The 22,840-nt window shown below is 53.8% G+C and carries 23 protein-coding genes; 14 read left to right on the top strand and 9 right to left on the bottom strand.

Translation table 11 applies throughout. From position 1 onward, the window contains the following. Positions 1-129 precede the first annotated feature (129 nt). The 4 genes from ACQE3D_RS16780 to ACQE3D_RS16765 are packed head-to-tail and all read right to left on the bottom strand — an operon-like array spanning position 130 to position 2,239. A complete protein-coding gene (locus ACQE3D_RS16780) occupies positions 130-459 on the bottom strand; it encodes a helix-turn-helix domain-containing protein (RefSeq protein WP_064025928.1) in 330 nt (109 codons plus the stop codon). Beyond that, a complete protein-coding gene (locus tag ACQE3D_RS16775; RefSeq protein ID WP_064025930.1) occupies positions 443-700 on the bottom strand; it encodes a type II toxin-antitoxin system RelE family toxin in 258 nt (85 codons plus the stop codon). Before ACQE3D_RS16775 ends, ACQE3D_RS16780 begins: the two co-directional genes overlap by 17 nt. Then, positions 687-1,787, bottom strand: a complete 1,101-nt coding sequence (mnmA, locus tag ACQE3D_RS16770; RefSeq protein ID WP_281020989.1) for a tRNA 2-thiouridine(34) synthase MnmA — start codon at positions 1,785-1,787, stop codon at positions 687-689. The genes ACQE3D_RS16775 and mnmA overlap by 14 nt, the downstream gene beginning before the upstream one ends. Further along, positions 1,784-2,239 carry an NUDIX hydrolase gene (locus tag ACQE3D_RS16765; RefSeq protein ID WP_064025934.1) on the bottom strand — a complete coding sequence of 152 codons (456 nt, stop codon included), beginning with the start codon at positions 2,237-2,239 and terminating at the stop codon, positions 1,784-1,786. Before ACQE3D_RS16765 ends, mnmA begins: the two co-directional genes overlap by 4 nt. A 128-nt stretch (positions 2,240-2,367) precedes the next feature. Between ACQE3D_RS16765 and clpS the strand changes: the two genes are divergently transcribed. After that, a complete protein-coding gene (gene clpS, locus ACQE3D_RS16760; protein ID WP_064025936.1) occupies positions 2,368-2,691 on the top strand; it encodes an ATP-dependent Clp protease adapter ClpS in 324 nt (107 codons plus the stop codon). 9 nt (positions 2,692-2,700) lie between these two features. Further along, complete coding sequence (gene clpA, locus ACQE3D_RS16755; RefSeq protein WP_313729665.1) at positions 2,701-4,977, top strand: ATP-dependent Clp protease ATP-binding subunit ClpA; 2,277 nt, start codon at positions 2,701-2,703, stop codon at positions 4,975-4,977. Positions 4,978-5,005: 28 nt separating this feature from the next. Here clpA and infA read toward each other — a convergent pair whose 3' ends face one another. After that, positions 5,006-5,224 carry a translation initiation factor IF-1 gene (gene infA / locus ACQE3D_RS16750; protein ID WP_064025941.1) on the bottom strand — a complete coding sequence of 73 codons (219 nt, stop codon included), beginning with the start codon at positions 5,222-5,224 and terminating at the stop codon, positions 5,006-5,008. A gap of 86 nt (positions 5,225-5,310) precedes the next feature. Beyond that, on the bottom strand, positions 5,311-7,431 hold the full coding sequence (locus ACQE3D_RS16745; RefSeq protein WP_313729666.1) for a RelA/SpoT family protein: 2,121 nt from the start codon (positions 7,429-7,431) through the stop codon (positions 5,311-5,313). 178 nt (positions 7,432-7,609) lie between these two features. Between ACQE3D_RS16745 and ACQE3D_RS16740 the strand changes: the two genes are divergently transcribed. Beyond that, positions 7,610-7,909 (top strand): hypothetical protein, encoded by a 300-nt coding sequence (locus tag ACQE3D_RS16740; protein WP_175463788.1) that lies wholly within the window; start codon positions 7,610-7,612, stop codon positions 7,907-7,909. Positions 7,910-8,139: 230 nt separating this feature from the next. Here the strand turns inward: ACQE3D_RS16740 and ACQE3D_RS16735 are convergent, their stop codons facing one another. Genes ACQE3D_RS16735 through ACQE3D_RS16725 form a run of 3 tightly spaced genes read right to left on the bottom strand, consistent with a single transcriptional unit; the run spans position 8,140 to position 9,307 of the window. Further along, positions 8,140-8,499, bottom strand: coding sequence for a hypothetical protein (locus tag ACQE3D_RS16735; protein WP_083386230.1), 360 nt, complete (start codon positions 8,497-8,499; stop codon positions 8,140-8,142). 47 nt (positions 8,500-8,546) lie between these two features. Next, positions 8,547-8,795 carry a hypothetical protein gene (locus tag ACQE3D_RS16730; protein WP_368086622.1) on the bottom strand — a complete coding sequence of 83 codons (249 nt, stop codon included), beginning with the start codon at positions 8,793-8,795 and terminating at the stop codon, positions 8,547-8,549. Between the two features lie 41 nt (positions 8,796-8,836). Further along, positions 8,837-9,307 carry a hypothetical protein gene (locus tag ACQE3D_RS16725; RefSeq protein WP_157197808.1) on the bottom strand — a complete coding sequence of 157 codons (471 nt, stop codon included), beginning with the start codon at positions 9,305-9,307 and terminating at the stop codon, positions 8,837-8,839. 420 nt (positions 9,308-9,727) lie between these two features. Between ACQE3D_RS16725 and ACQE3D_RS16720 the strand changes: the two genes are divergently transcribed. From ACQE3D_RS16720 to ACQE3D_RS16670, 11 genes are all read left to right on the top strand, one after another. Further along, complete coding sequence (locus tag ACQE3D_RS16720) at positions 9,728-10,669, top strand: glycosyltransferase family 2 protein (RefSeq protein WP_313729667.1); 942 nt, start codon at positions 9,728-9,730, stop codon at positions 10,667-10,669. Continuing rightward, positions 10,666-11,448, top strand: a complete 783-nt coding sequence (locus tag ACQE3D_RS16715) for a polysaccharide biosynthesis/export family protein (RefSeq protein ID WP_427500862.1) — start codon at positions 10,666-10,668, stop codon at positions 11,446-11,448. Before ACQE3D_RS16720 ends, ACQE3D_RS16715 begins: the two co-directional genes overlap by 4 nt. Positions 11,449-11,730: 282 nt before the next feature. Then, positions 11,731-12,405, top strand: a complete 675-nt coding sequence (locus tag ACQE3D_RS16710; protein WP_281020984.1) for a polysaccharide biosynthesis/export family protein — start codon at positions 11,731-11,733, stop codon at positions 12,403-12,405. 11 nt (positions 12,406-12,416) lie between these two features. After that, complete coding sequence (locus tag ACQE3D_RS16705; RefSeq protein WP_064027088.1) at positions 12,417-14,411, top strand: GumC family protein; 1,995 nt, start codon at positions 12,417-12,419, stop codon at positions 14,409-14,411. After that, entirely contained in the window at positions 14,411-15,613 is a 1,203-nt protein-coding gene (locus ACQE3D_RS16700; RefSeq protein ID WP_313729668.1) for a glycosyltransferase, read from the top strand. The genes ACQE3D_RS16705 and ACQE3D_RS16700 overlap by 1 nt, the downstream gene beginning before the upstream one ends. Continuing rightward, positions 15,606-16,934: a cellulase family glycosylhydrolase gene (locus ACQE3D_RS16695; RefSeq protein ID WP_313729669.1), complete on the top strand. Its 1,329-nt coding sequence runs from the start codon at positions 15,606-15,608 to the stop codon at positions 16,932-16,934. The genes ACQE3D_RS16700 and ACQE3D_RS16695 overlap by 8 nt, the downstream gene beginning before the upstream one ends. Positions 16,935-16,977: 43 nt before the next feature. Then, complete coding sequence (locus ACQE3D_RS16690) at positions 16,978-18,189, top strand: glycosyltransferase family 4 protein (RefSeq protein WP_313729670.1); 1,212 nt, start codon at positions 16,978-16,980, stop codon at positions 18,187-18,189. Continuing rightward, positions 18,173-19,279, top strand: coding sequence for a glycosyltransferase family 4 protein (locus tag ACQE3D_RS16685; protein WP_313729671.1), 1,107 nt, complete (start codon positions 18,173-18,175; stop codon positions 19,277-19,279). The genes ACQE3D_RS16690 and ACQE3D_RS16685 overlap by 17 nt, the downstream gene beginning before the upstream one ends. Beyond that, a complete protein-coding gene (locus tag ACQE3D_RS16680; protein ID WP_313729672.1) occupies positions 19,279-20,682 on the top strand; it encodes an O-antigen ligase family protein in 1,404 nt (467 codons plus the stop codon). Before ACQE3D_RS16685 ends, ACQE3D_RS16680 begins: the two co-directional genes overlap by 1 nt. Further along, entirely contained in the window at positions 20,679-21,500 is an 822-nt protein-coding gene (locus ACQE3D_RS16675; protein ID WP_281020981.1) for an acyltransferase, read from the top strand. Before ACQE3D_RS16680 ends, ACQE3D_RS16675 begins: the two co-directional genes overlap by 4 nt. Continuing rightward, the gene (locus ACQE3D_RS16670; protein WP_313729673.1) at positions 21,501-22,838 is read left to right on the top strand and encodes a lipid II flippase MurJ; all 1,338 of its coding nucleotides are present in this window, start codon (positions 21,501-21,503) and stop codon (positions 22,836-22,838) included. It begins immediately after the preceding gene. The last annotated feature ends 2 nt before the right edge of the window (positions 22,839-22,840 follow it).

Here is a 22,840-nt window from a genome sequence, read left to right as displayed (position 1 = left end):
AAATTCTTCTATTTGTCGCTAAAAGGCATTTGGCTGCAATGAACAATCAAGGACTTACAAAATTTTATTTTGCGGGAAATGCGTTTTTGGGGACAAAATTAGAGCAGATTTTTAAATTTCAACAGCCTGTTAAACAGTCAATTGTGCAACGGTAATCCTTAATGCTGTTGCGACTTTTTTTAATATATTTCTGCGAGGTTTATCTTGGTTTTCAATATCAATATATTCGGCTTCTGAGATACCTAAGTCCGTGGCTAGCTCGGCTGTCGATAAATGCAAATATTCCCGCCAAGCTTTAATGGGGGTAATGTCTTGTTTAATAACGGCGCCAACGACTTCATTAGGAATAGTGGCATTGTTGGCCGCGTGTTCTTTCAGATAGTCGGCATAGGGAATCACCACAAAAGCCGGGTTGCCGTCGATGCCGTTGATAATTTGTACGTTAGTAAGTGCGCTCATCACGTTTTTTCACCTCTTCAATCGAAACAACCTTGACGATGCCGTCAAATTCAAAGAATACCCGATAGCCGCCGATACGCAAGCGATAGCTGTAGGCGTGTTTGGTCAGCTTTTTTACTTGGGAGCAATCGGGGAAGTCTTTCAAAACTTGAGTGGAATCGTAGATATGCTCGCGCAATACTTTATCGGTTATTTTTCGTAGTTGCTTGACCACTTTAGGCTGCCATTCAATTCGATTCATTGTACTTCGATTCAATAATCCCGCCGCCCAAACAAACCTCGCCCTGATAAAACACCACCGATTGCCCTGGCGTAATCGCCCGTTGTTGTTCGTCGAAGCGGACTTTGACGCGGCGGCCGCCATCTATCGGTTCGACGACACAATCTTGGTCGGGCTGACGGTAACGGGTCTTGGCGGCGCAACGCAGGGTTTCGGTCAAGGGTTTGATGCCGCACCAGTCGAGTTGGCCGGCTTCCAATATGCTGTGCAGCATCAAAGGGTGATCGTGGCCCTGGCCGACGATCAGCACATTGTTGATCAGGTCTTTTTCCAACACGAACCACGGCTCGTCCGGCGCGTCCTTGACCCCGCCTATGCCTAAGCCTTGTCGCTGGCCCAGCGTGTAATACATCAAGCCGTGATGCTTGCCTATATATTTACCTTCCGGAGTGCGCATTTCGCCGGGCTGGTGGGGCAAATAGCGTTCCAGGAATTCCCTGAATTTACGTTCGCCGATGAAGCAGATACCGGTGCTGTCTTTCTTACGGCTGTTGGCGAAGCCTGCTTTATCGGCCATCGCCCGGATTTCTGGTTTGTGCAGGTGGCCGATCGGGAACAGGGTTTGTGACAAAGCTTTCTGGCCCATTGCGTACAGGAAATAGCTTTGTTCCTTGTTGGGATCCAGGCCTTTTAATAATTGGAATTCGCCGTCTTGTTCGCGAACGCGGGCGTAATGGCCGGTGGCAATATATTCGGCACCCAGGTCTTCGATTGCGTAATCCAAAAACGCTTTGAATTTGACGTGTTTATTACAAAGAATGTCGGGATTGGGTGTGCGACCGGCTTTAAACTCCGACAAAAACACTTCGAAGACTTGGTCCCAGTATTCGGCGGCGAAGTTTACAGTCTTAAGTTCTATGCCTAGTGTGTCGCAAACCTGCTGTGCGTCGGCCAGATCTTCCATTGCGGTGCAATATTCGGTGCCGTCGTCTTCCTCCCAATTTTTCATGAACAAGCCCGTGACTTTGTGGCCTTGTTCTTGCAGCGCTAAAGCGGTAACGGAAGAATCGACGCCGCCGGACATGCCGACGATGATGTGTTTGTTCATGGGAAATCGAGAAATGATTGCAACAGGGTCAACGGGTGCCGGGTGCCTTTAAGGTATTCGTCCACGGTTTGCAGTACCAGCGGGCTGCGCAGTTGCTGTTGTCGAGCGTAAATGTCGTTGCGGCTGAGCCAGTGAGTCGCGATAATGCCGTCGTCCAGCGTTTGGTCCATGTCGTGATTGTTAACGCTACCGCTGAAGCAGAAGCGCACGAAGCTCGGTGTTTCGGGGGCTCGCCGCCAGAGTTGCACGGCGATGACGGCTTCAGGCTCGAAGCACCAGGCAGTCTCTTCCTTGACTTCTCGTTTGACGGCGTCGATCAGGTCTTCGCCGTTTTCCAGATGTCCGGCTGGTTGATTGAACGCAAGCCCGCGTGTTGTTGTCTCTTCCACCAGAAGAAAACGCTCGTCTCGCTCGATAACCGCGGCAACGGTAACGTGTGGTTTCCAGACCATCCTGTTGACATTTGACGATAAAAGGCCGGCATTTTACTCGAAATGTTTTTTAACTGCGCAAAGATTGAAATTTGCTTTTGAAGACGCTATTTTTAGAAACATACGTAATACTTGTAGCACCAGAGCTTATGTCCGAATTTGAACCCTTTAGAGATAACGACGCTAACACGGCGCTACAGGAAGCCAAGCCGCGGTTGAAGCGGCCGCCCCTATACAAGGTGATTTTGTTGAACGATGATTTTACGCCGATGGATTTCGTCGTTGAAATATTGACCCATTTTTTCAACATGACCGAAGAGAAGGCGACGCAGGTCATGTTACAAGTTCATACCCAAGGTGTCGGGGTTTGCGGAACCTACACTAAAGACGTAGCCGAGACTAAAGTACATATTGTCAACGAATATTCCCGAGAGCATCATCATCCGCTGATGTGCACAATGGAAGAGGCGTAAGAGGTAGTCATGTTAAGTAAAGAACTTGAAGTAACTTTGAACTCCGCGTTTACCGTGGCGCATGCCAAGCGGCACGAATTCATCACAGTCGAGCATTTGCTGTTGGCTTTGCTGGACAACGTGACAACGATACCGATACTGATTGCCTGTGGCTGTAATGTGAATGCCCTGCGGGCTGAGTTGACTCGCTTTATCGACGAAACGATTTCGTTGATACCGGAAGGCGTTCAGCGAGAAACACAGCCAACTTTGGGATTTCAACGGGTGCTTCAACGGGCGGTTTTCCACGTTCAGGCGTCCGATAAAAAAGAAGTCACAGGCGCGAATTTATTTGTCGCGTTGTTTAGTGAGCAGGACTCGCATGCGGTGTATCTTCTGAATAAGCAGGACATTACCCGTTTGGATGTCGTCAATTATTTGGCTCACGGCGTTTCGAAGATCGAGCAGTATAAAAAGGAAAATACTGAGGAGCCGGAAGCCGAGCGTGGCAGTTCTGAAGCCATGGGAAGTCCGTTAGAAAAATATGCAACCAATCTCAATGATGAGGCGCTAAAAGGCAATATTGATCCGCTGATCGGTAGGGAGTTGGAAGTCGAGCGCACAATACAGGTGCTATGCCGTCGCCGGAAGAACAACCCGCTACTGGTTGGCGAGGCCGGTGTTGGGAAAACGGCGATTGCCGAAGGGCTCGCGAAACGTATCGTAGAGGAAAGCGTTCCCGATATTCTACTGAACAGCGTTATTTATTCATTAGACATGGGTGCTTTGGTCGCCGGTACCAAATACCGGGGGGATTTCGAAAAGCGCCTAAAATCCCTGATCAATCAGTTAAAAAAGGAACCCGATTCGATTTTGTTCATCGACGAAATACATACGATTATTGGGGCCGGATCGGCCTCCGGTGGCGTGATGGATGCATCAAATCTGATCAAGCCGGTGCTGGCCTCCGGTCAGTTGCGCTGCATCGGGTCGACTACCTATCAGGAATACCGAGGTATCTTCGAGAAGGACCACGCGCTAGCCCGACGTTTTCAAAAAATCGATGTCGTTGAACCTTCTATTGAAGATACGGTGCTGATTTTGAAAGGCTTGAAGTCGCGCTTCGAGGAACATCATGGCCTGAAATACACCCAGGAAGCATTGCGAGTCGCCGTTGAACTGTCGGCGAGGTATATTACAGATCGACACCTGCCAGACAAGGCGATCGATGTGATTGACGAAGCGGGTGCCAGGCAGCGGTTGTTCACTGGCGAGGGGCGCAAGGATACGATAGACATCCCGGAAATTGAGGAAATCGTTTCTAAAATCGCTAGAGTACCGGCCCAGTCGGTGTCGTCCAGCGACATAGAAAAACTAGCCAATCTAGAGAAAAACTTGAAGATGTTGGTCTTTGGCCAAGACGAAGCGATTTGCGAGTTGGCAACCGCGATTAAATTGTCCCGTGCTGGATTACGCGATACCAGTAAAACCATTGGCTCCTTCCTGTTCGCCGGGCCCACTGGTGTTGGTAAAACCGAGGTAACTCGACAGTTGGCCAAGGTATTGGGTATAGAGTTGATTCGTTTCGATATGTCTGAATACATGGAGCGGCATACCGTATCGAGGCTGATTGGCGCGCCTCCCGGTTATGTTGGATATGATCAGGGTGGTTTGTTGACCGAAGCCGTTACCAAGCATCCCCATGCTGTGTTGTTGCTGGACGAGTTAGAAAAGGCGCACCCGGATGTCTTTAATTTGTTGCTGCAAGTGATGGATCACGGTACGTTGACCGATAATAACGGGCGTAAGGCAGATTTTCGTAACATCATAATGATTATGACCACGAATGCAGGTGCGGAGGAAGGTAGTCGGGCTTCTATCGGATTTACTCAGCAGGATCACGCTTCCGACAGCATGAAGGTGATCGAGCGCGGTTTCTCGCCGGAGTTTCGAAATCGGTTGGACGCAATTGTACAATTCAAGTCGCTGGATATGACTGTGGTTGGCAGTGTGGTCGATAAGTTCATTTTCGAGCTAGAAGCTGTTCTGGCGGATAAGAACGTCACCCTGACGCTCGAGCCTACCGCGCGAGCCTGGCTGGCGGAACGTGGCTACGATGAAAAAATGGGAGCCAGACCCATGGCCAGATTGATACAGGAAAAAATCAAGAAACCACTTGCCGAGGATTTGTTATTTGGTCGCTTAGCCAACGGTGGGCATGTGCGTATCTATGTTGAGAATGAAGCTTTGGCGTTTGCGATTGAGGGCAAACAGATGATGGTTTCGGAGTTGAATCAGGTGTTATAAAGACAGAGCAATCGCTGACCCTAACGGGTTAGCGATTGCGGAACGTGATGCGCCCCTTAGTCAGGTCGTACGGAGTCATCTCAACACGAACTTTATCGCCGGTTAGGATCCGAATATAGTGCTTGCGCATCTTGCCGGAAATGTGTGCGGTAACGATGTGTCCGTTTTCCAGCTCGACTCGAAACATCGTATTCGGTAGAGTATCGATGACCTTACCTTCCATTTCGATTTGATCTTCTTTCGCCATAGTAAAAGCCCTTAAATTAAAACGCCTATGTTAGCACGGTGAGAGGTGCTGTGGCTAACGATAAGACGTTTAAGGGTTTCAGTACTTCAAACCTTGCGTTTGACTTCGACAATGTTGGGCAGATGACTGATTCGAGCCAATATAGAACTCAGTTGCGCGGTATTTTCGATCTGAATCGACATTTGCAGAATTGCCGACAAATCATCGTGAGTCTTCAACGATGCGTTACTGATGTGGGCTTTCGAAGCAGTCAATATTTGCGAAACGTCACCCAGCAAATTTGGCGCGTTATAAGCGTGAATCAGGATTGGCACGTTATGGCGAACCTTGTGGTGACCACTCCAATCCGCTTTAATCACATGCAATTGTTGTTCCGGCGTCAAGTGGCGAATGTTTTCGCAATCGCTTCGATGAACCGTGATTCCGCGTTTATGGGAAATATAGCCGACGATTTCATCGCCTTTCACTGGCGAGCAGCATTGGGCCAGCGTGGTGACGACATTGTCGATGTCTTCAATGATCACCGCAGCTTGTGGAGCACTTTGGGCTGATGCAAGCTTTATCGGCATTGGTTCCAACTCAGGAATTTTCAATGCGCCGGCCAATTGCCTGTTGTTGATATCGCCGCGCCCGAGTGCTTCGTATAGATGCTCGGTGTCCTGCATCTTGAAGTGCTTAATCAATTCGTCGATATCGATCGTTTTAATGCCCAGTCGTTTGCTTTCCTTTTCCAGAGTCTGTTTTCCAGATGCGATATTCGCCGCTTGTTGTTGGTATCTGAACCAACTCTTCACCTTGCTGATTGCCCTCGGCGTTTTCAGATAGCCAAGGTTGGGATTTAGCCAATTGTGGTTAGGGTTGCCGTTTTTGACTGTGATGATTTCGACCTGTTCGCCGGATTGTAACTTATAGGTCAGCGGTTTGATTTGACCGTTGATCTTGGCGCCACGACAGCCGTGACCCACTTCGGTATGAATCGCATAAGCAAAATCCAGTGGTGTCGCGCCCTTTATCAAGTCAATCAATTTACCGGCTGGCGTTAAAACAAACACTCGGTCGGAAAACAATTCCGTATGAAAAGTTTCCAGGAGATTGCCGTTGTCTTTGTCTTCCAGCAACTGACGAAGTGATGCAATGTTCTTCTCGGTGGCTGCGTTAAATTTGCTGCCTTCCTTGTAACGCCAATGCGCGGCAACCCCTAGTTCGGCGAATTCGTGCATGGCTTGGGTACGGATTTGAATTTCGATCCGATTGCCGGCTTCGTCCAAAACCACGGTATGTAGTGATTGATAGCCGTTTTCTTTTGGGTTGGCGATGTAATCGTCAAACTCCTTGGGAATGTGGCGCCAGTGGCTGTGTGCCACACCCAGTACGGTATAACAGCTGGGTAAAGTGTCCACGATGACGCGGACCGCCAGCAAATCGTAAAGATCGTCGACGGCCAACTGCTTGCGGCGCATTTTGTGCCAGATACTGTAGATATGTTTTGGTCGCCCGTAAATTTTTGCGGCGATTCCCTCCCGGTCCAATGTCTGGCGCAACATTGCCAGAAACGCTTCGATGCAGGCCTCGCGTTCCTCGCGCTTGCTCGCGAGAGATTCGGTAATTGCACGATATTGTTCCGGTTCCAAATAACGAAATGCCAGATCTTCGAGCTCCCACTTGAATTGGCTAATGCCTAAACGATTGGCGAGTGGTGCGTAGATGTCCAGGGATTCCCGCGAGATGAAATGGCGGATTTCCGTTTGTTCGCGGAATAAGTTGCGCAGGCGTTGAATGCGATAGGCCAGCTTGATTAATACCGCCCTGACGTCGTGGGTCATTGCCAACAGCATGCGGCGCAGCGTTTCGGTCTGATTCGGCTCGTTCGCCATGTCCGGGCTGTATATGCTGACGTTATTCAGCCAATGCACGTCTTTAACCAAGTCTGCAACGACGTCGCCGAAGCGTCGGCGCAACTTGGTATCACTCAATAGGCCGGTAAGGCGAGAATCGCTGAGAACCGCCGCCAGAATGGTTTCAAGATCGATATGTACTGAAGTCAGAATCGCCGCGACATCGATACCTTTCGGGCGTGGAGGCAAGGCGTCAGCGGGAGTTGCCATGCCCAATTCGTCGACCAGGTTGAGTGCGTCGGCAATACGGAGGCGATCATCGCCTGTAAAATCAGGGAACAGAGATAGCGCCAGCTCTGTGTGTTCGCTCATATTCAATTGGAAAAGGATTTATGAAGTCGAATCAGCCCGGAACCCTAGTGCCGAAAGCTATCGTTCAGCGAGTGGGCGGAGGCGGCGGCGATCCAGGTGGCGGGGGTGGAATATTGACGGCCCGCGTGATGGGAGGTTGGCCGAAGTTGTCACGGAATTCGCCAGAGACTGGGACTCTATGTCCTTTGGCATACATGCATTGGATATAGGCCATATCATAGTAATGTTGTGTTGCGTATATCGATTGTTCGGCGGTCGTGCTTCCAACTATGCTCCCGACTGCCAAGCCCGTCCCGGCACCTATCGCCGCGCCGCCGCCTCCAGCTATCGCCGCGCCGGCCGCCGCGCCCACGGCCGTACCGATCGCGGCACTGGCTGCGCCGCTTTCGGTTGCGGCTTGAGTTGCCGTGGTCCCACCGATTTGAATGTAAGCGTATTGGCGACAATCTGCATCATCGTCGCGGAACTGTTCGAATGATAGGCTGGTGCCTGGTAGAGCCATTACACTCGGAATCGTAGGTAGGTTGACACAACCGCTAAAGGTAAGCATCACGAGTATCGGGCAAATCTTAGCCATGGTCTGCAAATTCGATTCGGGATGACGGTTTTCGTTATTTCGCATATGGGCCGCAAGTTGACCGGTGCTGTTTCTGCCGTCCTGCTTGCAGGCTAGTATGTGTTGTGGGGAACGGTACATTGCGGTCGTCCTCAGCGAGGTGGTGTCGGTTCCACCTGTTGCCAGCCTCCGGGGCATTCCTTGATATAAGGATAATAGCCTTCCGGGTTGTGGCAATAGTACCAGTAACCTGCCGGATACTGGGGCGCATAGGGTTGTGAGCGCTCGATATATACGGGTGGTGTCTGTGGGACAGAGATAATTGCTGGTGGATAATAGTAAGGGTCGGGGTAACGGTAATAGGGGAAGGGGTACACGGGGCCGCCAAAGTAAAACCCAAAACTGGAATGGCCGTGCGGATGCCAGCCGCCTCTGCCATGAGTCCAGCCGATTTGATGAAAGGCAAAGCCGACGACAACGAACGACAGCGTCAGTAAGGTTCGAAATTTCATCAATTGCACCTGTTAAATGTAGGAGGACGCTCGGCTGGGGTGGGTCTTTAGCGTTGCCGCCAATGCCCGGCGCGGCCTTGCCAACGCGGCCCCGCAGGTTCCCGGCGATGGGGTTGCCACTCGAAACCAGCTCGTGGGGCTTGCCAATATTCGGGGCGCCAAATATACCCGGTACCAACCCAATCCCAATAGCCGTTTATCCAAAAGTGGTCAAAACCCGGTGCAAGTCCTGCCGCCTCGACTCTGGTGGGAGGCGGGGCTAGTGGCGCCGCGGATGAGGGATAGGCACTTTCCATCTCCCAAATACCGGTAAGGATTTCGGTTAGCGGCAACTCACTCAATCCTTAATTTTTTCTGTGATTTCACCGTTATCGGTACCAGCAACGTGCCAGAGAGTTCCGCCGACATCGACATGAATTTCGTATTCCTCGCCGATGCCGTTAGGATTGACGATGAGTTCGGCCTTTTTAATCTGGCCTCCCGGAAATTGCTCGGTCAGTGCCTTTTTCAACTCAGGCGGGAGGCCTTCGCTGGGCGCCTCTAATGCCATCTTATTCGTGAACAGGGCGCCATTGTTACGAAACAGCTCCATTTTAGTGTCGCCTTCCGCAGTTTTATAGCTGATGGCAAGCAATTGGTTTTTGAAATGGATTTCATTGCCGGTGGCTTTTAATTCCTCGGCTTGTGGGTGCCGTTTCAGAACATTGGTCCGGACCTTGTCTGGTACGGTTATGGTTTCCGTTGCGGAAGTGTTGGTGATCCACATTGTTAGCGCGGCAACGATGAGGGGTGCTACAAGTTGGTGCATGTGTGCTCCTGTGGTGATTGTTTGTGTCCGGACATTTTAAATGCCAATCGTTTAATACGCGACTTTTGACGGTCAGACATCTCGCGCCGCATTGCGTTCCTCCTGTCTACGATATTCACTTCAAGCGCTCGGTAACCCGTGGTTTTGGAAGCAGTGCAGCCGGGATTGTTCGTTCAAGCCTGGAGAACTTTTATAGGTGGCTTTGTTTTTGCTAAAGAAATTACCAAGGCGGTATTGTGTGATTCAGTTAAATAACATAGTTAAAAGTCGCGGCTTCGTTTGAATACCTAGTTAGACTGTTAACTCGTGTTCAGGGTGAGGCTGGCGGGAGATGCCGGCATTAGAGCAATTTCGGGCTCAATTTAAGGCCGCCTAACACCGTCGAAACCTTATGTTACCTAAGACCGTAGGAGTTAGCAGATGAATACTGATTTGGTACAAACTGCAGTCATCGTTCCCGTTTGGAATGCCAGTCAGCACTTGGATCGGCTGTTGCCGGCGCTGGCGAATCAGTCGTTACAACCCGATGAATGGTTGGTTATAGATAGCCACTCGACGGACGACACCGTTCAACGTTTTGTGGCGGCGGGAGCCAGGGTTGAAACGATTCCGCCGGGAACATTTAATCATGGCGGGACTCGGCGTTGGGCCAGCCAGCAGGTGTCCGCCGACATACTGATCTTTATGACGCAGGACGCGATCTTGGCCGATACGGAAAGTTTGCGTAAGTTGCGCGATGCGGTGTTGTTGGATGTCAATGTCGGCGTGGCATACGGGCGGCAGTTGCCGCGCCCGGAAGCCGATATTCACGAAGCGCACGCCCGTTATTTTAACTACCCCTCGCGGAGCCGAACCAAGGTACTTTCCGATTCCGCCAGCTTAGGTCTCAAGACTTGTTTCAGCTCCGACTCGTTCGCGGCGTACAGACGCACGGCCCTTGAGGCGGTCGGCGGATTTCCGATCGACGTGATCGGTAGCGAAGACGCCTATGTTGCCGCTAAAATGCTGCTGGCGGGCTGGAGCGTCCGTTATGAAGCCGACGCTCTCGTTGTTCATTCGCACAGTTATTCTCTTTGGCAAGAATTTCGGCGTTATTTCGATATCGGCGTGTTTTACGGGCAGGAAGACTGGATTGAACGCCAATTCGGCAGAGCACGCGGGGAAGGGCGGCGTTTTGTCATTTCAGAAGTTAAGCACATCATTCAGTTGGGACAAACTTGGCGAATACCCGAATGCATTTTGCGTTCCGCGCTAAAATTGTTGGGGTATCGGCTAGGTTGGATACACAAGGCCTTGCCGCTGGCCCTTAAGCGGCGCATCAGCATGTTTCCTCGTTATTGGGAGTCTCTGGATCTATCATGACTTTTGAAAACCGCTACGGACGGGTACGGCGGCATTTTCCGGTTCTTGCATATCTTCTAACTCTGGGATTGGTTGCTTGCGGTTCGCCTGCTAAAGTCGGTTTACCTGATGAGGAAGCAATGGCGGAACGGGATTTGCGAAGGATCGATCTTAGTGAATTGCCGGTTCCGGTTACCCGGATCGTAAGCGGGGACACCCTACGTGTCCTCAGGCAGTCTCCAACGCCGATTTCAAAAAGCGAACCAACGATGTTCCTCGTGCGTCCGGACGGTAAGTTTGCTTATCCGAATGTGGGTTTAGTCCAAGCGGTGGGCCGAACCCCCGAGCAGGTTGCCAACGAAATTACCGAAAAACTAAGCGGAATTTATCGTTATCCATTGGTGGCGGTCAACATTGCTAACGGGTCGGGCAATCGGGTGTTTGTCGGTGGGGCCGTCGCCAAACCCACCAATATTGACGTCAGCGCGCCCACGAGTTTGGAACAAGCAATACTGGACGCCGGCGGATTGCAAGCGGCGGCGGATGGTGAACACGTCGCATTGCTCAGGATAGGCGAGGACAATCTTTACCAAGTTTACTTTATTGACTACGCTCGGTTGCTGGACGACCCCTCCAGGCAACGGCGTTTATTGTTGCAGCGCGGCGACGTCGTGTTCGCACCGAAATCCGATTTGGGCAACGCGATAGAAGTGGTGGATTTGTATTTCAGACAATTGATTCCGTTTAGCAAGTCCGTCGGCCTCGGGCTGAGTTACTTCAGTTACGGCTACATCCAATAGGCCGCGAATTTTAAAATGAGCACAATTCACGGAAACCGATACCGTTCCATCCAAATCGCCTGGTTGGACGCCAGCCGACCGACCTTAGCCGGCATTGGCGGATCGAGGCGGCGGACTTCGATCTGTGTGGGCGAGAAGGCATTCGAGCAGTTGTTGATCCCACTATTTCCGAAAACCTTACTCCTTGCGCTTTGCCTAAGCGGTATGGGTTTGACTGCTTGTAGTTCACCCAGCCAAATACCACTGCCCGAAGAAATAGCTTTGGATGCCATGGAATTGCAAGTGGCTGATATCAGAGATTTACCCGAATCGGAAACCCACGTCATGGCCGGAGACGTGTTGCAAATCGTCCGCGACATCGCACCAAAGGTCGAGCCTGAAGAAAATACCCGCTTCCAAGTCCGCCCGGACGGTGGATTTTCCTATCTGGACGCCGGTACCATAGTAGCCGTTGGCCGTACTCCGGAACAAATTGCCGACGATATTTCCAGCAGGCTTGCCAAAATTTATCGTTATCCCAAGGTTACCGTGAACATCATGAGCGCGCCGGGAAACCGGGTACAAGTCGGTGGGGCGGTGCAGAATCCGGTATCGATCGACATTACGACGCCAACCAGCCTCGACCAAGCCATTGTCGGTGCCGGCGGACTACTTTCTACGGCCGATGCTAGTCACGTCGCATTGTTGCGGCTCGACGCAACGAATCGATACAAAGCGTACTTTACCGATTTCGGTCAGCTTTTGGAAATTCAGGCCCAGCGTCGTCCGTTGATGTTAAAACGCGGCGACATTGTGTTCGTGCCCAAATCCGCGTTGGGCAATGCCATCGAAGTCGTGGATTTGTACATGAATCAGTTACTGCCCTTCACCAAATCCATCGGGTTGGGCGCCAGCTACAGTTGGACGCCGGCCAACAACAACACGACAAACGCCGTTAACAATTCCAATGGAAATTAATTTCTGACGCCATGATTGAGATCCGCTCATTTAGAGACATCGCACGGCTATTTTTCATTTTTTACAACGAATTTCGGCTGGCTGTCGTCGTTACGGTTAGCGTGGCCGTTCTCGGCGCGTTTTTATTGCCGTCCCGATTCGAGTCCGAAGCGCGGTTATTGGTCAAGCCGGGCCGTGAAACCAGTATTTTACCGATCGAGTTTGGAGACCGGCAAACCTTGGTGGCGCCCAGCACGCAGCGCGATCCGGTGGTCGACGAAGAAAAAATGCTGACCGGCCGGCCCATCATACGTAAGGTCGCGGAATATTATTTGACCCAGATGGAAGGTCAAGCGCCACAGGGATTCTGGAAAACCCTCAAGCATCATATGAAGGAAGCCGCCGGTTGGGTATTGGACAAACTGCGAAGTGGCTTGGTCTCGGTGGGTTTGTCCGAAGACCAAACGCCAGTCGATCGATTGGTCGGAAAATTGGAGAAAGCCTTCGAGGTCACTCACGCCGCCGGTTCGAACGTGATGGAAGTGGGTTTTACCTGGGACGACCCTTACATAGCCCAGCAGGTGGTTTCCAAGTGGATTGAGTTTTATCAAGAAGAGCGCGCGCGAGCGCTCGGGGACAAGAGTCTTTACGAATTTTACGAATCCGAGAGCCGGAAATTGGCAAGACAGATCGCCGAAGATAAAAATACGTTGGCGACATTGCTGATGAGCATCGACGGTATCAGCTCCAAGGAAAAGTTGGAAGCCATTAGTAACCGCTTAAACAAGTTGAATGCCGAACGGTCTGAAGCCATCGCGGAACAATCCGGCCTGCAAAAAGGCGTAACCAGCGCCAATCAATTGGCGATGGGCTTGCCTAAGGAAGTCACCACTCTGCGGGAATTGAGTTTGAACCCGGTTCGTCAGGATTTGTTGATCAAACTGAATCAAATGCAGGTTGATCGGGTAGAGGCGCTGAAAGTTTATAAGTCTGACGCTCCGCAAATCAACGATCTGGATGCGGCCATCGATTCGCTGAAGGCTCAAATCGATTTGGAAAACCATTCCATCCAGAATATGGAAAATCGCGCGCCCAACGAGTTGTTTACGACATTGCAACGGAATTCCTTGCAAAGCAGTACGCGGGTCCACGAGCTTGCCGCGCGGATTGCCGCATACGACAACGAACTGGCCGAACTGAAAGGCGACTACCAACGCATCTTGACCATGGAACCGGAAATTTCCCGATTGGAACGCACCTTGGCAGAGGCCGAAAAGAGCCATGCCTTGTATTTAAGCAGTCTGGAAAAAGCCCGAATCGACCGAGAATTGGATAAAAGCCGGATCAGCAACATAGCGGTCATTGAGGAGGCTACGTTTAGTCCGGCCAGAGTGTTTCCCAAAAGTTTGACGATACTGCTGGCGGCGTTTCCGGCCGGTATCGCGGTTGGTTTTCTGGTGATTTATCTGAGCTATCTGCTCGACCAGCGCATCCATGACGGCAGTTCGATCGAAACCGCGTTCGGCGTACCGACTTGGTGCTCGATACCGGATCAGCGTGCGGAAGATAGCCAAACCGCGATTTTCGACGCCGCCATTTACCGCTTTTATAGTTTGCTACCCAGGGACAGACTTGCGAACGAAGGATTGACGATAGGCATAGCCTCGGCTAGGCATGGCGAAGGCGTCAGTTTTATCGCCCATGCGTTTCTGCAGGTATTGGCTGACCGCAAAATCGGCGCCCGAATCGCCGTAAACGAATCGGATGTCGCGAAACCCGGCGAAGTCGTGTTGATTGAAGCATCGGCCCTGTCCAGCAACAGAGCGGCATTTCTGATGCTTAGGAATGCCAATTTGATTCTGCTGGTCGTTCAAGCTGGCCAATCAACGGTGCCCGTCATCGAAAATGCGTTGTCGATCCTGAGAACCGCGTTCCAAAAGGTGGACGGCGTGATCGTCAATCGTCGCAGTTATGAGGTTCCGGCCAGCTTATTGGCTCGGTTCGAAAATTTGAAGCGAGCAATCTGATGCGCATAGCTCTGATTTCGCCATTGCCTCCCGAGCAAACCGGCATTGCCGATTACGCGGCCGCGTTCAAAAATGCGCTTGAAGGGCAGGGCGTCACTGTCGACGTGCCTTTTTCCGGGATGGCTATCGCAGGTACGCCGGAAAGCGTGGCCCGGTACATGGCGGCAATCGATTGGGCGGTTTATGACGTGGTGCATGCTGAGTTGGGCGGAGGACGGATACGAGAGTTTCTGGCATTGGAATGGCTAGCCGCGCATGCTCCGACGGTGGCGTTAACCGCCACCGTGCACGATCCCGAGCGCTTAATCTGGAAGCCCGCCAGTTTGCCGGGGCCGTTGGCGATGGCGGCCCGACTACCGCGCGCCGTTTATCAAGCCTTGGTATTGCTAGCCGATCCGTTGACGTTAGCGAGGGAGCGGCGCTTGGCGCGGCGTTTGTCGGGAATTGTCACCTTGACCGAAACTGGAGCGCGTTGTTTGGAGCAGCGGATGAAGCTCGCCAGCGGCGCGGTGACGACGATAGCGCACGGCAACTTTACGATCGACGAGCAAGCTCCACCGATAGCGCCACCGGACGGGCCGTTAAAGCTGTTGTATTTCGGTTTTATTTATAAAGGCAAAGGGATCGAGGACTTGATCGATGCGATTGCCTTACTGTTTCGGCAACGACCGGAAGCCCAGCAGAAATTGAGTTTGACCTTGGCTGGCGGAACCGCGCCAGACATCGCATTCGGCGACGATAATTCCTACATTGCCGGGCTGCAACGCCAATTGACGGAAGCGGGCTTGGCGGAAAGCCATGTTCATTGGCAGTTGGATGTGCCGGCTGCCGAGATTCCCCATATCATCCAGGCGCATCATGTGTTGGTGCTGCCTTATAAGGAGTCGAAAAAACTCGCCTTTTTGGGGCGCATGTTGGGCACCAGCGGCGCTTTGTCCTGGGCCAACGCTTGCGGTCGGGGGGTGATCAGCTCCGATGCCCGCGCATTCGTCGAAGAAGTTTCCCATGGCAACGGTGCCGTGTTTCCGCAAGGCGACAGTGTGGCGTTGGCGACCGAATTGGTCAAATTATTGGATCAGCCGGAAACGATTGGCGCGTGGAGCCGCTCGGCGACGGCAATGGGCCAAGCTCGGGCTTGGCCGCGGATCGCGTCTGCCTTCAGCGCGATGTTTAAATCAGTTTCGGGGAAAAGTCATGATTAGCAAATTTTGGCGTTTAATCGGCTTGGTCTTCTTGTTTGCGGGAATGGCGTTTAACCAGCCAAGGGCCGCGGACCTGTATTTGATTCCGCCCAAGCCATTAGTCTGGAAGGATTTCCTGGGTGTTAATGCCCACCTGCTATGGTTCAATGAGGCGCAATACAGCCAACAGTTGAGTCAACTGAAGGCGCTCGGGCTGGAATGGGTCAGGATCGATGTACATTGGGATCGCCTGGAGCCGGAAGAGAAAAAATTTGTGTGGGAACCCTTGGACGGCGTTGCCGATGCGTTGCAACAACAGCAGGTTAAATCGGTTGTTTATCTGGTTGGTTCGGCACCGTTCGCCAGTAGCTCTATTTTACCGTTCGGGCAGTCCGATCAGTATCCGCCCAAGGATGTCAATGTCTTTGCGGATCGGATGGTGACCCTGGCCAAACGGTATCCTGTAGTCAATGCCTGGCAAGTCTGGAACGAGCCGAATTTGCCGGCGTTCTGGCAACCCTTGGCCAGTCCGGACGACTACGGCAAATTGTTCAACGCATCTTACCAGGCTCTGCGCGGCGGCGCTGCGGACAAGACGGTGGTGATGGCCGGCATGGCGTATTACAGTCAAATGCCGTTGCGCAGCGGTTTGATGTTGGAAGAGTTGGCTCAGAAGATCGGTTCGCCGTGGCGAGGATCGATAGTCGCTTATCACCCTTACAGTTTGTCCCCGGAAGGGGACGACCCGAGCGTTGCGGATTTTGTCGTCCGCACCAAAACTCTGAATGCCCGTTTACGCGCTACCAGCCCGCTTGGGATTTGGGCCACCGAATGGGGATGGTCAAGCTATGACGGTCCTAAGGAAGAGCAGGACTTGATCGGCGTGGATGGCCAAGCCGACTATCTATTGCGGCGTTTGGCGTTGATCAGCGCCGTCGATTTCGATCGAGTATTTTTGTTTGCGCTGTCCGACCTGGACGAGCGCGCCAGTTACCGGGATCGCTATTATGGTCTACTGGACCTGAACGGCAATCCCAAGCCGGCCTATACCGCATTAGCCAAATTTCTGGCCATTACCGGACCGCGTCTTAATCCGGGGACCATGCCGAAAGTCAGCAGTTTGCCCAAGGACTTGGCAACGTTCAGCGTCAGTTGGATGAAACCGGACGGCACGCAGTTGTTGATGTTTTGGGCGAAGAATGCCGGCACGATGGAGTTGGCGAATATCCAGTCGGCGATCTTGCATCAACCGCTCAAGCAGACCTCGAAAGCATTAACCGTGAATGGCGGCAAAGTGTCCGTGCCGGTAGCCCAGCAGTTACAAATTTTGGAGTGGCGCTAATCGCTGCGACCTTTAGTCCATGATCGCCTCAGCAAATTCAACGATGCCAGCACTGAAAATATTGTGGACCTTACCGTATCTGCCGTGGCCGACCACCAGCGGCGGGAAGGTGCGCCAGTACCATTTACTGCGTAGCCTGAGTGAGCGCGGCCATCGGATTACCTTGTTGGTGCAAAGCAAGGAGACCTTGTCGGAATCGGCTCGGGAGCAGTTGGAATCGGTCGTCGAAAGATTGATCGTGTTGCCCAGGCGACCGTTGAAGCATCCCTACTCGCTGGCGGCCGCCGCATTCGCTCCTTATCCGTTGCTAACCAGCGTTAACGGACTGGCACCGGCATTGGAGCATCAGTTCTCGCAATTGCTGAAAGAGCCTTGGGATGTCGTCCAGATTGAACACAGTTACGCACTGCAACCCTATTTGCACTCCTTGCGGGATCGTCGGCAAGATTTCGTATTGACCGAGCACAACGTCGAGTCCTCGCTCGGTGCGGCAACCTATCAGCATTTGCCCAAATGGATTTGGCCTTTCGTGGTTTACGATCAATGGCGCTACCGGCGTTGGGAGAAGTCGGCATTGAAGTCGCCGGCCCGTTTGATCGCGGTCACCGAGAGTGATGCCGCCGAGTTGGGTAGAATTGCCGGGCGCGACGTGGACGTGGTGATTAACGGCGTCGATACTCGAGGGTTCGCTAGCGTCGTCCCGGATTTGACTAGCCAGCGTATCTTATTTGTCGGCAATTTCGAGTATCCGCCTAACCGCGATGCGGTGGAATGGTGTCTGAATGACATCATGCCCAAGGTTTGGGCGCGCATGCCGGAGGCGAAGCTTGCGGTCTGCGGTTACGCGATGCCCGAGAAATGGGCTGGACAATGGCCGGACCCCCGCGTGGAATGGTGCGGTTTCGTTAACGATTTGACCTTGGAGCAAGGGCGCTCGGCGGTGTTTCTGGCCGCGTTGCGCGAAGGCGGCGGGTCCAAACTCAAGGTGCTGGAGGCGCTGGCGGCGGGTTTGCCGTTGGTCAGTACCAGCCAGGGTGTGTCCGGATTGAGCTTGCAAGCCGATGTGGAGTATGCGCGCGGCGACGATGCCGACGGTCTCGCGACAGCCTTGATCGACAGTTTGCGCGATCCGGATCGGGCCGGCGACATGGGGAAGGCAGGGCGGCTTTATGCCGCTAATCATCATGACTGGCGAGTTGCCGCCGATCAATTGGAATCTGTTTACCGGAAAATGACCGATGCGCGTAGGAATTGATTATCGTCCGGTGGTGGCGGCTCCGTATTCCGGCATCGCCAGACAGGTGTTGGCCTTGGAGCAAGCCTTGATCGACGGCGGAGCCGAAGTCTTCCGCTTTAGTCCGGCTCCGGCCGACCACCCGTTGCGGCAACGGTTGCTGTGTCCCGATGAGCCTAGCCCAGCCGAAGGTTTGCACCGGCCGCGAGAGCGCCTCAAGTTCGAATGGGCATTCTTACCGAAAGCTGTCGAAGCTCAGTGTTTAGATTTGTATGTCGCGACCGCGAACACCGGCTTGCCGGTCAAACGCGTGGCGGGGACCCTCTACGCGTTACTGTTGCACGACGTGTTTCAATTGACGATGCAAAACTATCATGCGAGCCGCGTTAGAGCGCTGGTTTACCGGTGGATAGACCGTGTAGGGATTGCTCATTCAGTGCGACTGGCCGATGTAATCTGGTCGCCTTCCGCTTTTACCGCCGGCGAAGTTGCGAGATTGTTTCCCAAACAGGCGCGGCGTATTTCCGTATTGCCGAATGCCGTGCCGGCATCGGCGAATGCCGCCGATGCCCCGCCGGATGGTGTGCCCGATCGGTATTGGCTGGTGGTTGGGACGCGCGAGCCGCGAAAAAACATCCCTTGGTTCATCGAAAATTGGCGGCTGGCTAGGAGTAGCGATGCGGTAATCCCGGAATTGGTGTTGGTCGGTCATCCCCAGGATATACCGGCCGACCAGCGCGATTTGCCTGGTTTGATGATTATAAGCGGTTTGAGCGATAGCCAATTGGGGGCGCTTTATGCGCACGCCGATCGCCTTTGGCAGCCGTCGCTGGCGGAGGGTTTCGGCTTGCCTGTCGTCGAAGCATTGGGCCATGGCACGCCGGTGGCTGTCGCGATCGGTTCCGCGCTGGATGAAGTGGCGCCGCCGTCCGCGCCGAGGTTTTCGCCGTTGGACGGCGAGGCCCTGCAAATTATGATGCGGGGTTTGGCCGGCGACGCGCCTAGTCGCGACACCGATAGCGCGAGGCAATGGGCGGCCCGCTACGCCATGCCCGAATACACCCGGCGGGTTTGGGCCTTGGTTGACGACCTGATCAACGCCAACCACTGATGGCCGTACAGGGCAAATTCCTGGCCGTCGCGTTGGGCTTGCTGTTTGGTGGCTTGCTGACGCTGTTGGATCCGGCGAAAACCGTTTTGGCGTTGGTGGCGCTGGCGATGACGATTGCCGTCATGCGTCGTCCGCTGCTGGGCCTGTTGCTGTTTGCGTTCTTCGCCACCTTGATTCCTTATACGACGGTTCAGTTGGGAATACGGATCACGGTGTCCGAAGCCTTGCTGGCGCTGACTTGGCTCGGCGTTTTCTGGCAATTGACGATACGCCGCTGCCGCTGGGTAGTCGGCAGCACCGAGCGGCAGCTGATTTGGCTGATGCTGTTTACGACGATTCCGTTCGCGGTCGGGCAACTGACCATCCAGGCCGAGGGTAGCGGACTGGTCAACTGGATACGTTGGCTGATGAACGTTTCGACGTTGTTGTTGGTGCCGATGTTGATCGACGACGATCGCAAGCGCGACAAACTGTTGGTGGCCTTGCTGCTGGGGACGCTGGCGATGCTGACATTGTCGATTTTTTATTTTTTGAAGGATCGCAACGCCAATACTTTCATTCCGGTGTTGGAAAAACTCAAATACGCACATCCCGAGGCGGTCAAGGACATTTTCTCGGCCAATTTCAGCCGGATGGCTTCGCCTTGGGTGCATCCGAATCTGACCGGTGGCGTACTGGTGTTATTTTTGCCGTTGGCCTATTTCTATGCCCGTTTTCAAAACGGTTGGCGTAGCCTGCTGGGTTGGACGGTGGCGCTGATGGGCGCGGCCGGTTTGTTGTTCAGCATGTCCCGAGGTGCCATTGTCAGTCTGGCGCTAGTCTTGTTGTGGCTGACTTGGCTGCGAGTGCCGGGCGCCGGGCGAATTATCGGCACTGCGACGGTATTGGTCGTCGGCTTGGTGTTGTTTTATCCGCCGCTGCAAGAGCGTTTGTCGACCACCTTTTCGTCCACCAACGCCAGCACCGAAATTCGGATGGACGAGTACCGGCGTTTTCCGGATGCGATGGCCCGCTATCCGTTGGGCATCGGCTTCAAAACCGATCCGCCGCCGCCGAATACCGGTTTACTCGGCATTTCCAATCTGTGGCTCAATTTTATTTATAAAACCGGCATTCCCGGCATGTTGCTGTTTATCGCGGTAACGGTGGCCTGGTGGCGAGAGATCAAACCCCGCGGTTGGCTGAATCTGTTGAACCGCGAACGGGCGGTTTGGATCGGCAGCAGCGCGGGCTTGCTGTCGGCCTTGCTGACCGGTCTGTTCGATCACTATTACAGTTTTACGATGGTTTTAGTCGCTCTGTTCTGGATGATCATGGCCCTCGGCCTGCATTCGGCGCGGCGCTTGGCGATTGAGGGCGATCCTTTGTTATTTACCGGGCAAAACAGGAGAGATACGCAATGAAACACCGCATTTACCATTCCAACGCCGTTCGCGATCGTCTGGTGGACTACGCCGAAAAACTGGCGGTCGACGCCGGCGAGTTACTCGTGGCCTATGAGTGGATGTTGGCTAACGACGTTGCTTTCGAGGAAGGCGACGCTGACCGTCCGCGGGTGTCGATTTGCTCGGTCAACATTGAAATGCGGATCGAGCAACCGCTGGCGCGGCGGTTTTACGCCTTATTGCGCGATGAAATTCCGACCACCTTCGTGCCGGCCTACGGCATCAATTGGCCGACGTTAAAGGACCGTTGGCTGCGGGCCTGGGAGCAGTGGTACAACATTTTGATCAACAAGATTCCCAGTCACCATCTACGCATCGCTTGGCTGAGGCTGGGGGGCGCCAAGATCGGTAAGGGATCGTCGATTTGGCGGAATACCGAAATTATCGGCGTCGAAAACTTGGTGATCGGCGACGATACCTGCATTGCTTGGCATTGCCAGATCGATGCCCGCGCCGGTTTGATCATTGGTAATCACGTTGCGGTGGCTTCGCACGCCAAGATCATTGCCGGCACCCACGATTTGGAAGCACCGGAATTTTGGTCGGTATCGGCGCCGATTTACATCGAAGACTACGTCTGGATCGCTACCGGAGCTTTGGTTGGGCACGGTGCCAAGATCGGCAAGGGCGCGGTCGTGACCGCCAACACCGTGGTCAGCAAGGAAATCGCACCGTATAAGATCGTCGGCGGTATGGGGGCCAAACCGATGGGCGAACGGCCTCACGATCTCACCTATAAGGTCGGCGGCAAGGGGCTGTTCTGCCTGTTCTACTAAATGCTGGGATCCACGCTGTTATTGACGCTGGCCACGCTGGCCGGCCTGGTTGCCGGCTTCGGTCGGGAGTGGCTATTGATCGCCGATTGGGGCGCGGGCGCCAAGACCGATGCCTTTCTGGTGGCGATGTTTTTGCCGGAGGCGATTCGGGTCATGCTCGCCGGCGGCCTATTGTCGGCGGCAATGTTGCCGTTGTGGCAACGCGCGGATACTCAGATTCAGCCGCGTTGGTTGAGCGGCCAAATCGCCCATTGGCTGGCGGCCGGCCTTGGCCTGGCGCTGGCGATCGCGGCGGCCGCTCCGCTATTGATCGGCTGGATCGGTCCCGGTTTGGCGGCGGCGGACCGCGAACGCGGCACCGAGGTTTTAATCTGGCTGGCTTTCACGATTCCCGGTTTTCTGACGCAGGCGGTGTTGACGGTGCCGCTGCAAGCCGCCGGCCGTTTTCTACTGTCGGGCTTGGGTTCTCTGTTGTTCAATTTGCCGCCGGTGGTGTACTTGGGGTGGGCCGGTAAACAGGCCGATGAAATTTGGTTGGCGCAGAGTTTTCTGGTCGGCAGTGCGCTGATGGCGCTGGTATTGTTTCCCTCCGCCTGGGGATTCGGCTGGCGGCCTTGGTTGGCAGGCGCGAAAGGCGAGTTTGCTCAGGTTTGGCGCCAGCTTTGGCCCTTGTTGCTCAGTAGCGGCGCCAGCCAAGGTTTGGCGTTGTTAGAGCGGCTGACTGCGTCCTTGCTCGGCGAAGGCTCGGTGACGCTGGTCAATCTGGCGCGTAAATTGGTCAATATTCCGCTGATTGCGTTAATGGGTTTGAACCAAGTGCTGCTCGGCAAAATGAGCGGCGAAGGTGAACAGAGCCGTTTACGTCTGATGCAGCGAGGCTTGTCGATTTGCACCCGGCTGACCTTGTTGCCGGTGGCCGGACTGATGTTGATCTCGCCGCTATTGGTAGCCAAATTATTGCCGGCCGGCTTGAGTCAAGGGCCGTTGCCGTTATTGCTGGCCTTGTTTGCGCTGTCCATTGTATTCGGCAGTTGGAACGCCTTGCTGGCCCGCTATTTTTACGCGGGCGCCGATACCCGCACGCCGTTGTTGTGCGAATTGTCGGGCAGCGGCGTGCAAGCGGTGTTATTGCTGGCCTTGCCCGCTTACCTCGGCATTTGGGGGCTGCCCGCCGCGGTCATGGGCGGGGTGTTCAGTACCGGCGTGTTGCTGGCCGGCAAGGTTTCCAACGGACTGTGGCGGCGACTCGCCAAGCTCAGCCTACTGGCCTTGCTGGTGTGCGGTGCTTGTCTGTTCACGCTGTTTCAGCTCTATCCGGCGCTGGCCGCCACACTGTAGCG

It is taken from the genome of Methylomonas sp. MS20 (assembly GCF_050275925.1).
Lineage (GTDB): Bacteria > Pseudomonadota > Gammaproteobacteria > Methylococcales > Methylomonadaceae > Methylomonas > Methylomonas koyamae_A.
The sequence above is the reverse complement of the archived record's forward strand: the minus strand, read 5'-3'. Positions and strand labels throughout refer to the sequence as shown.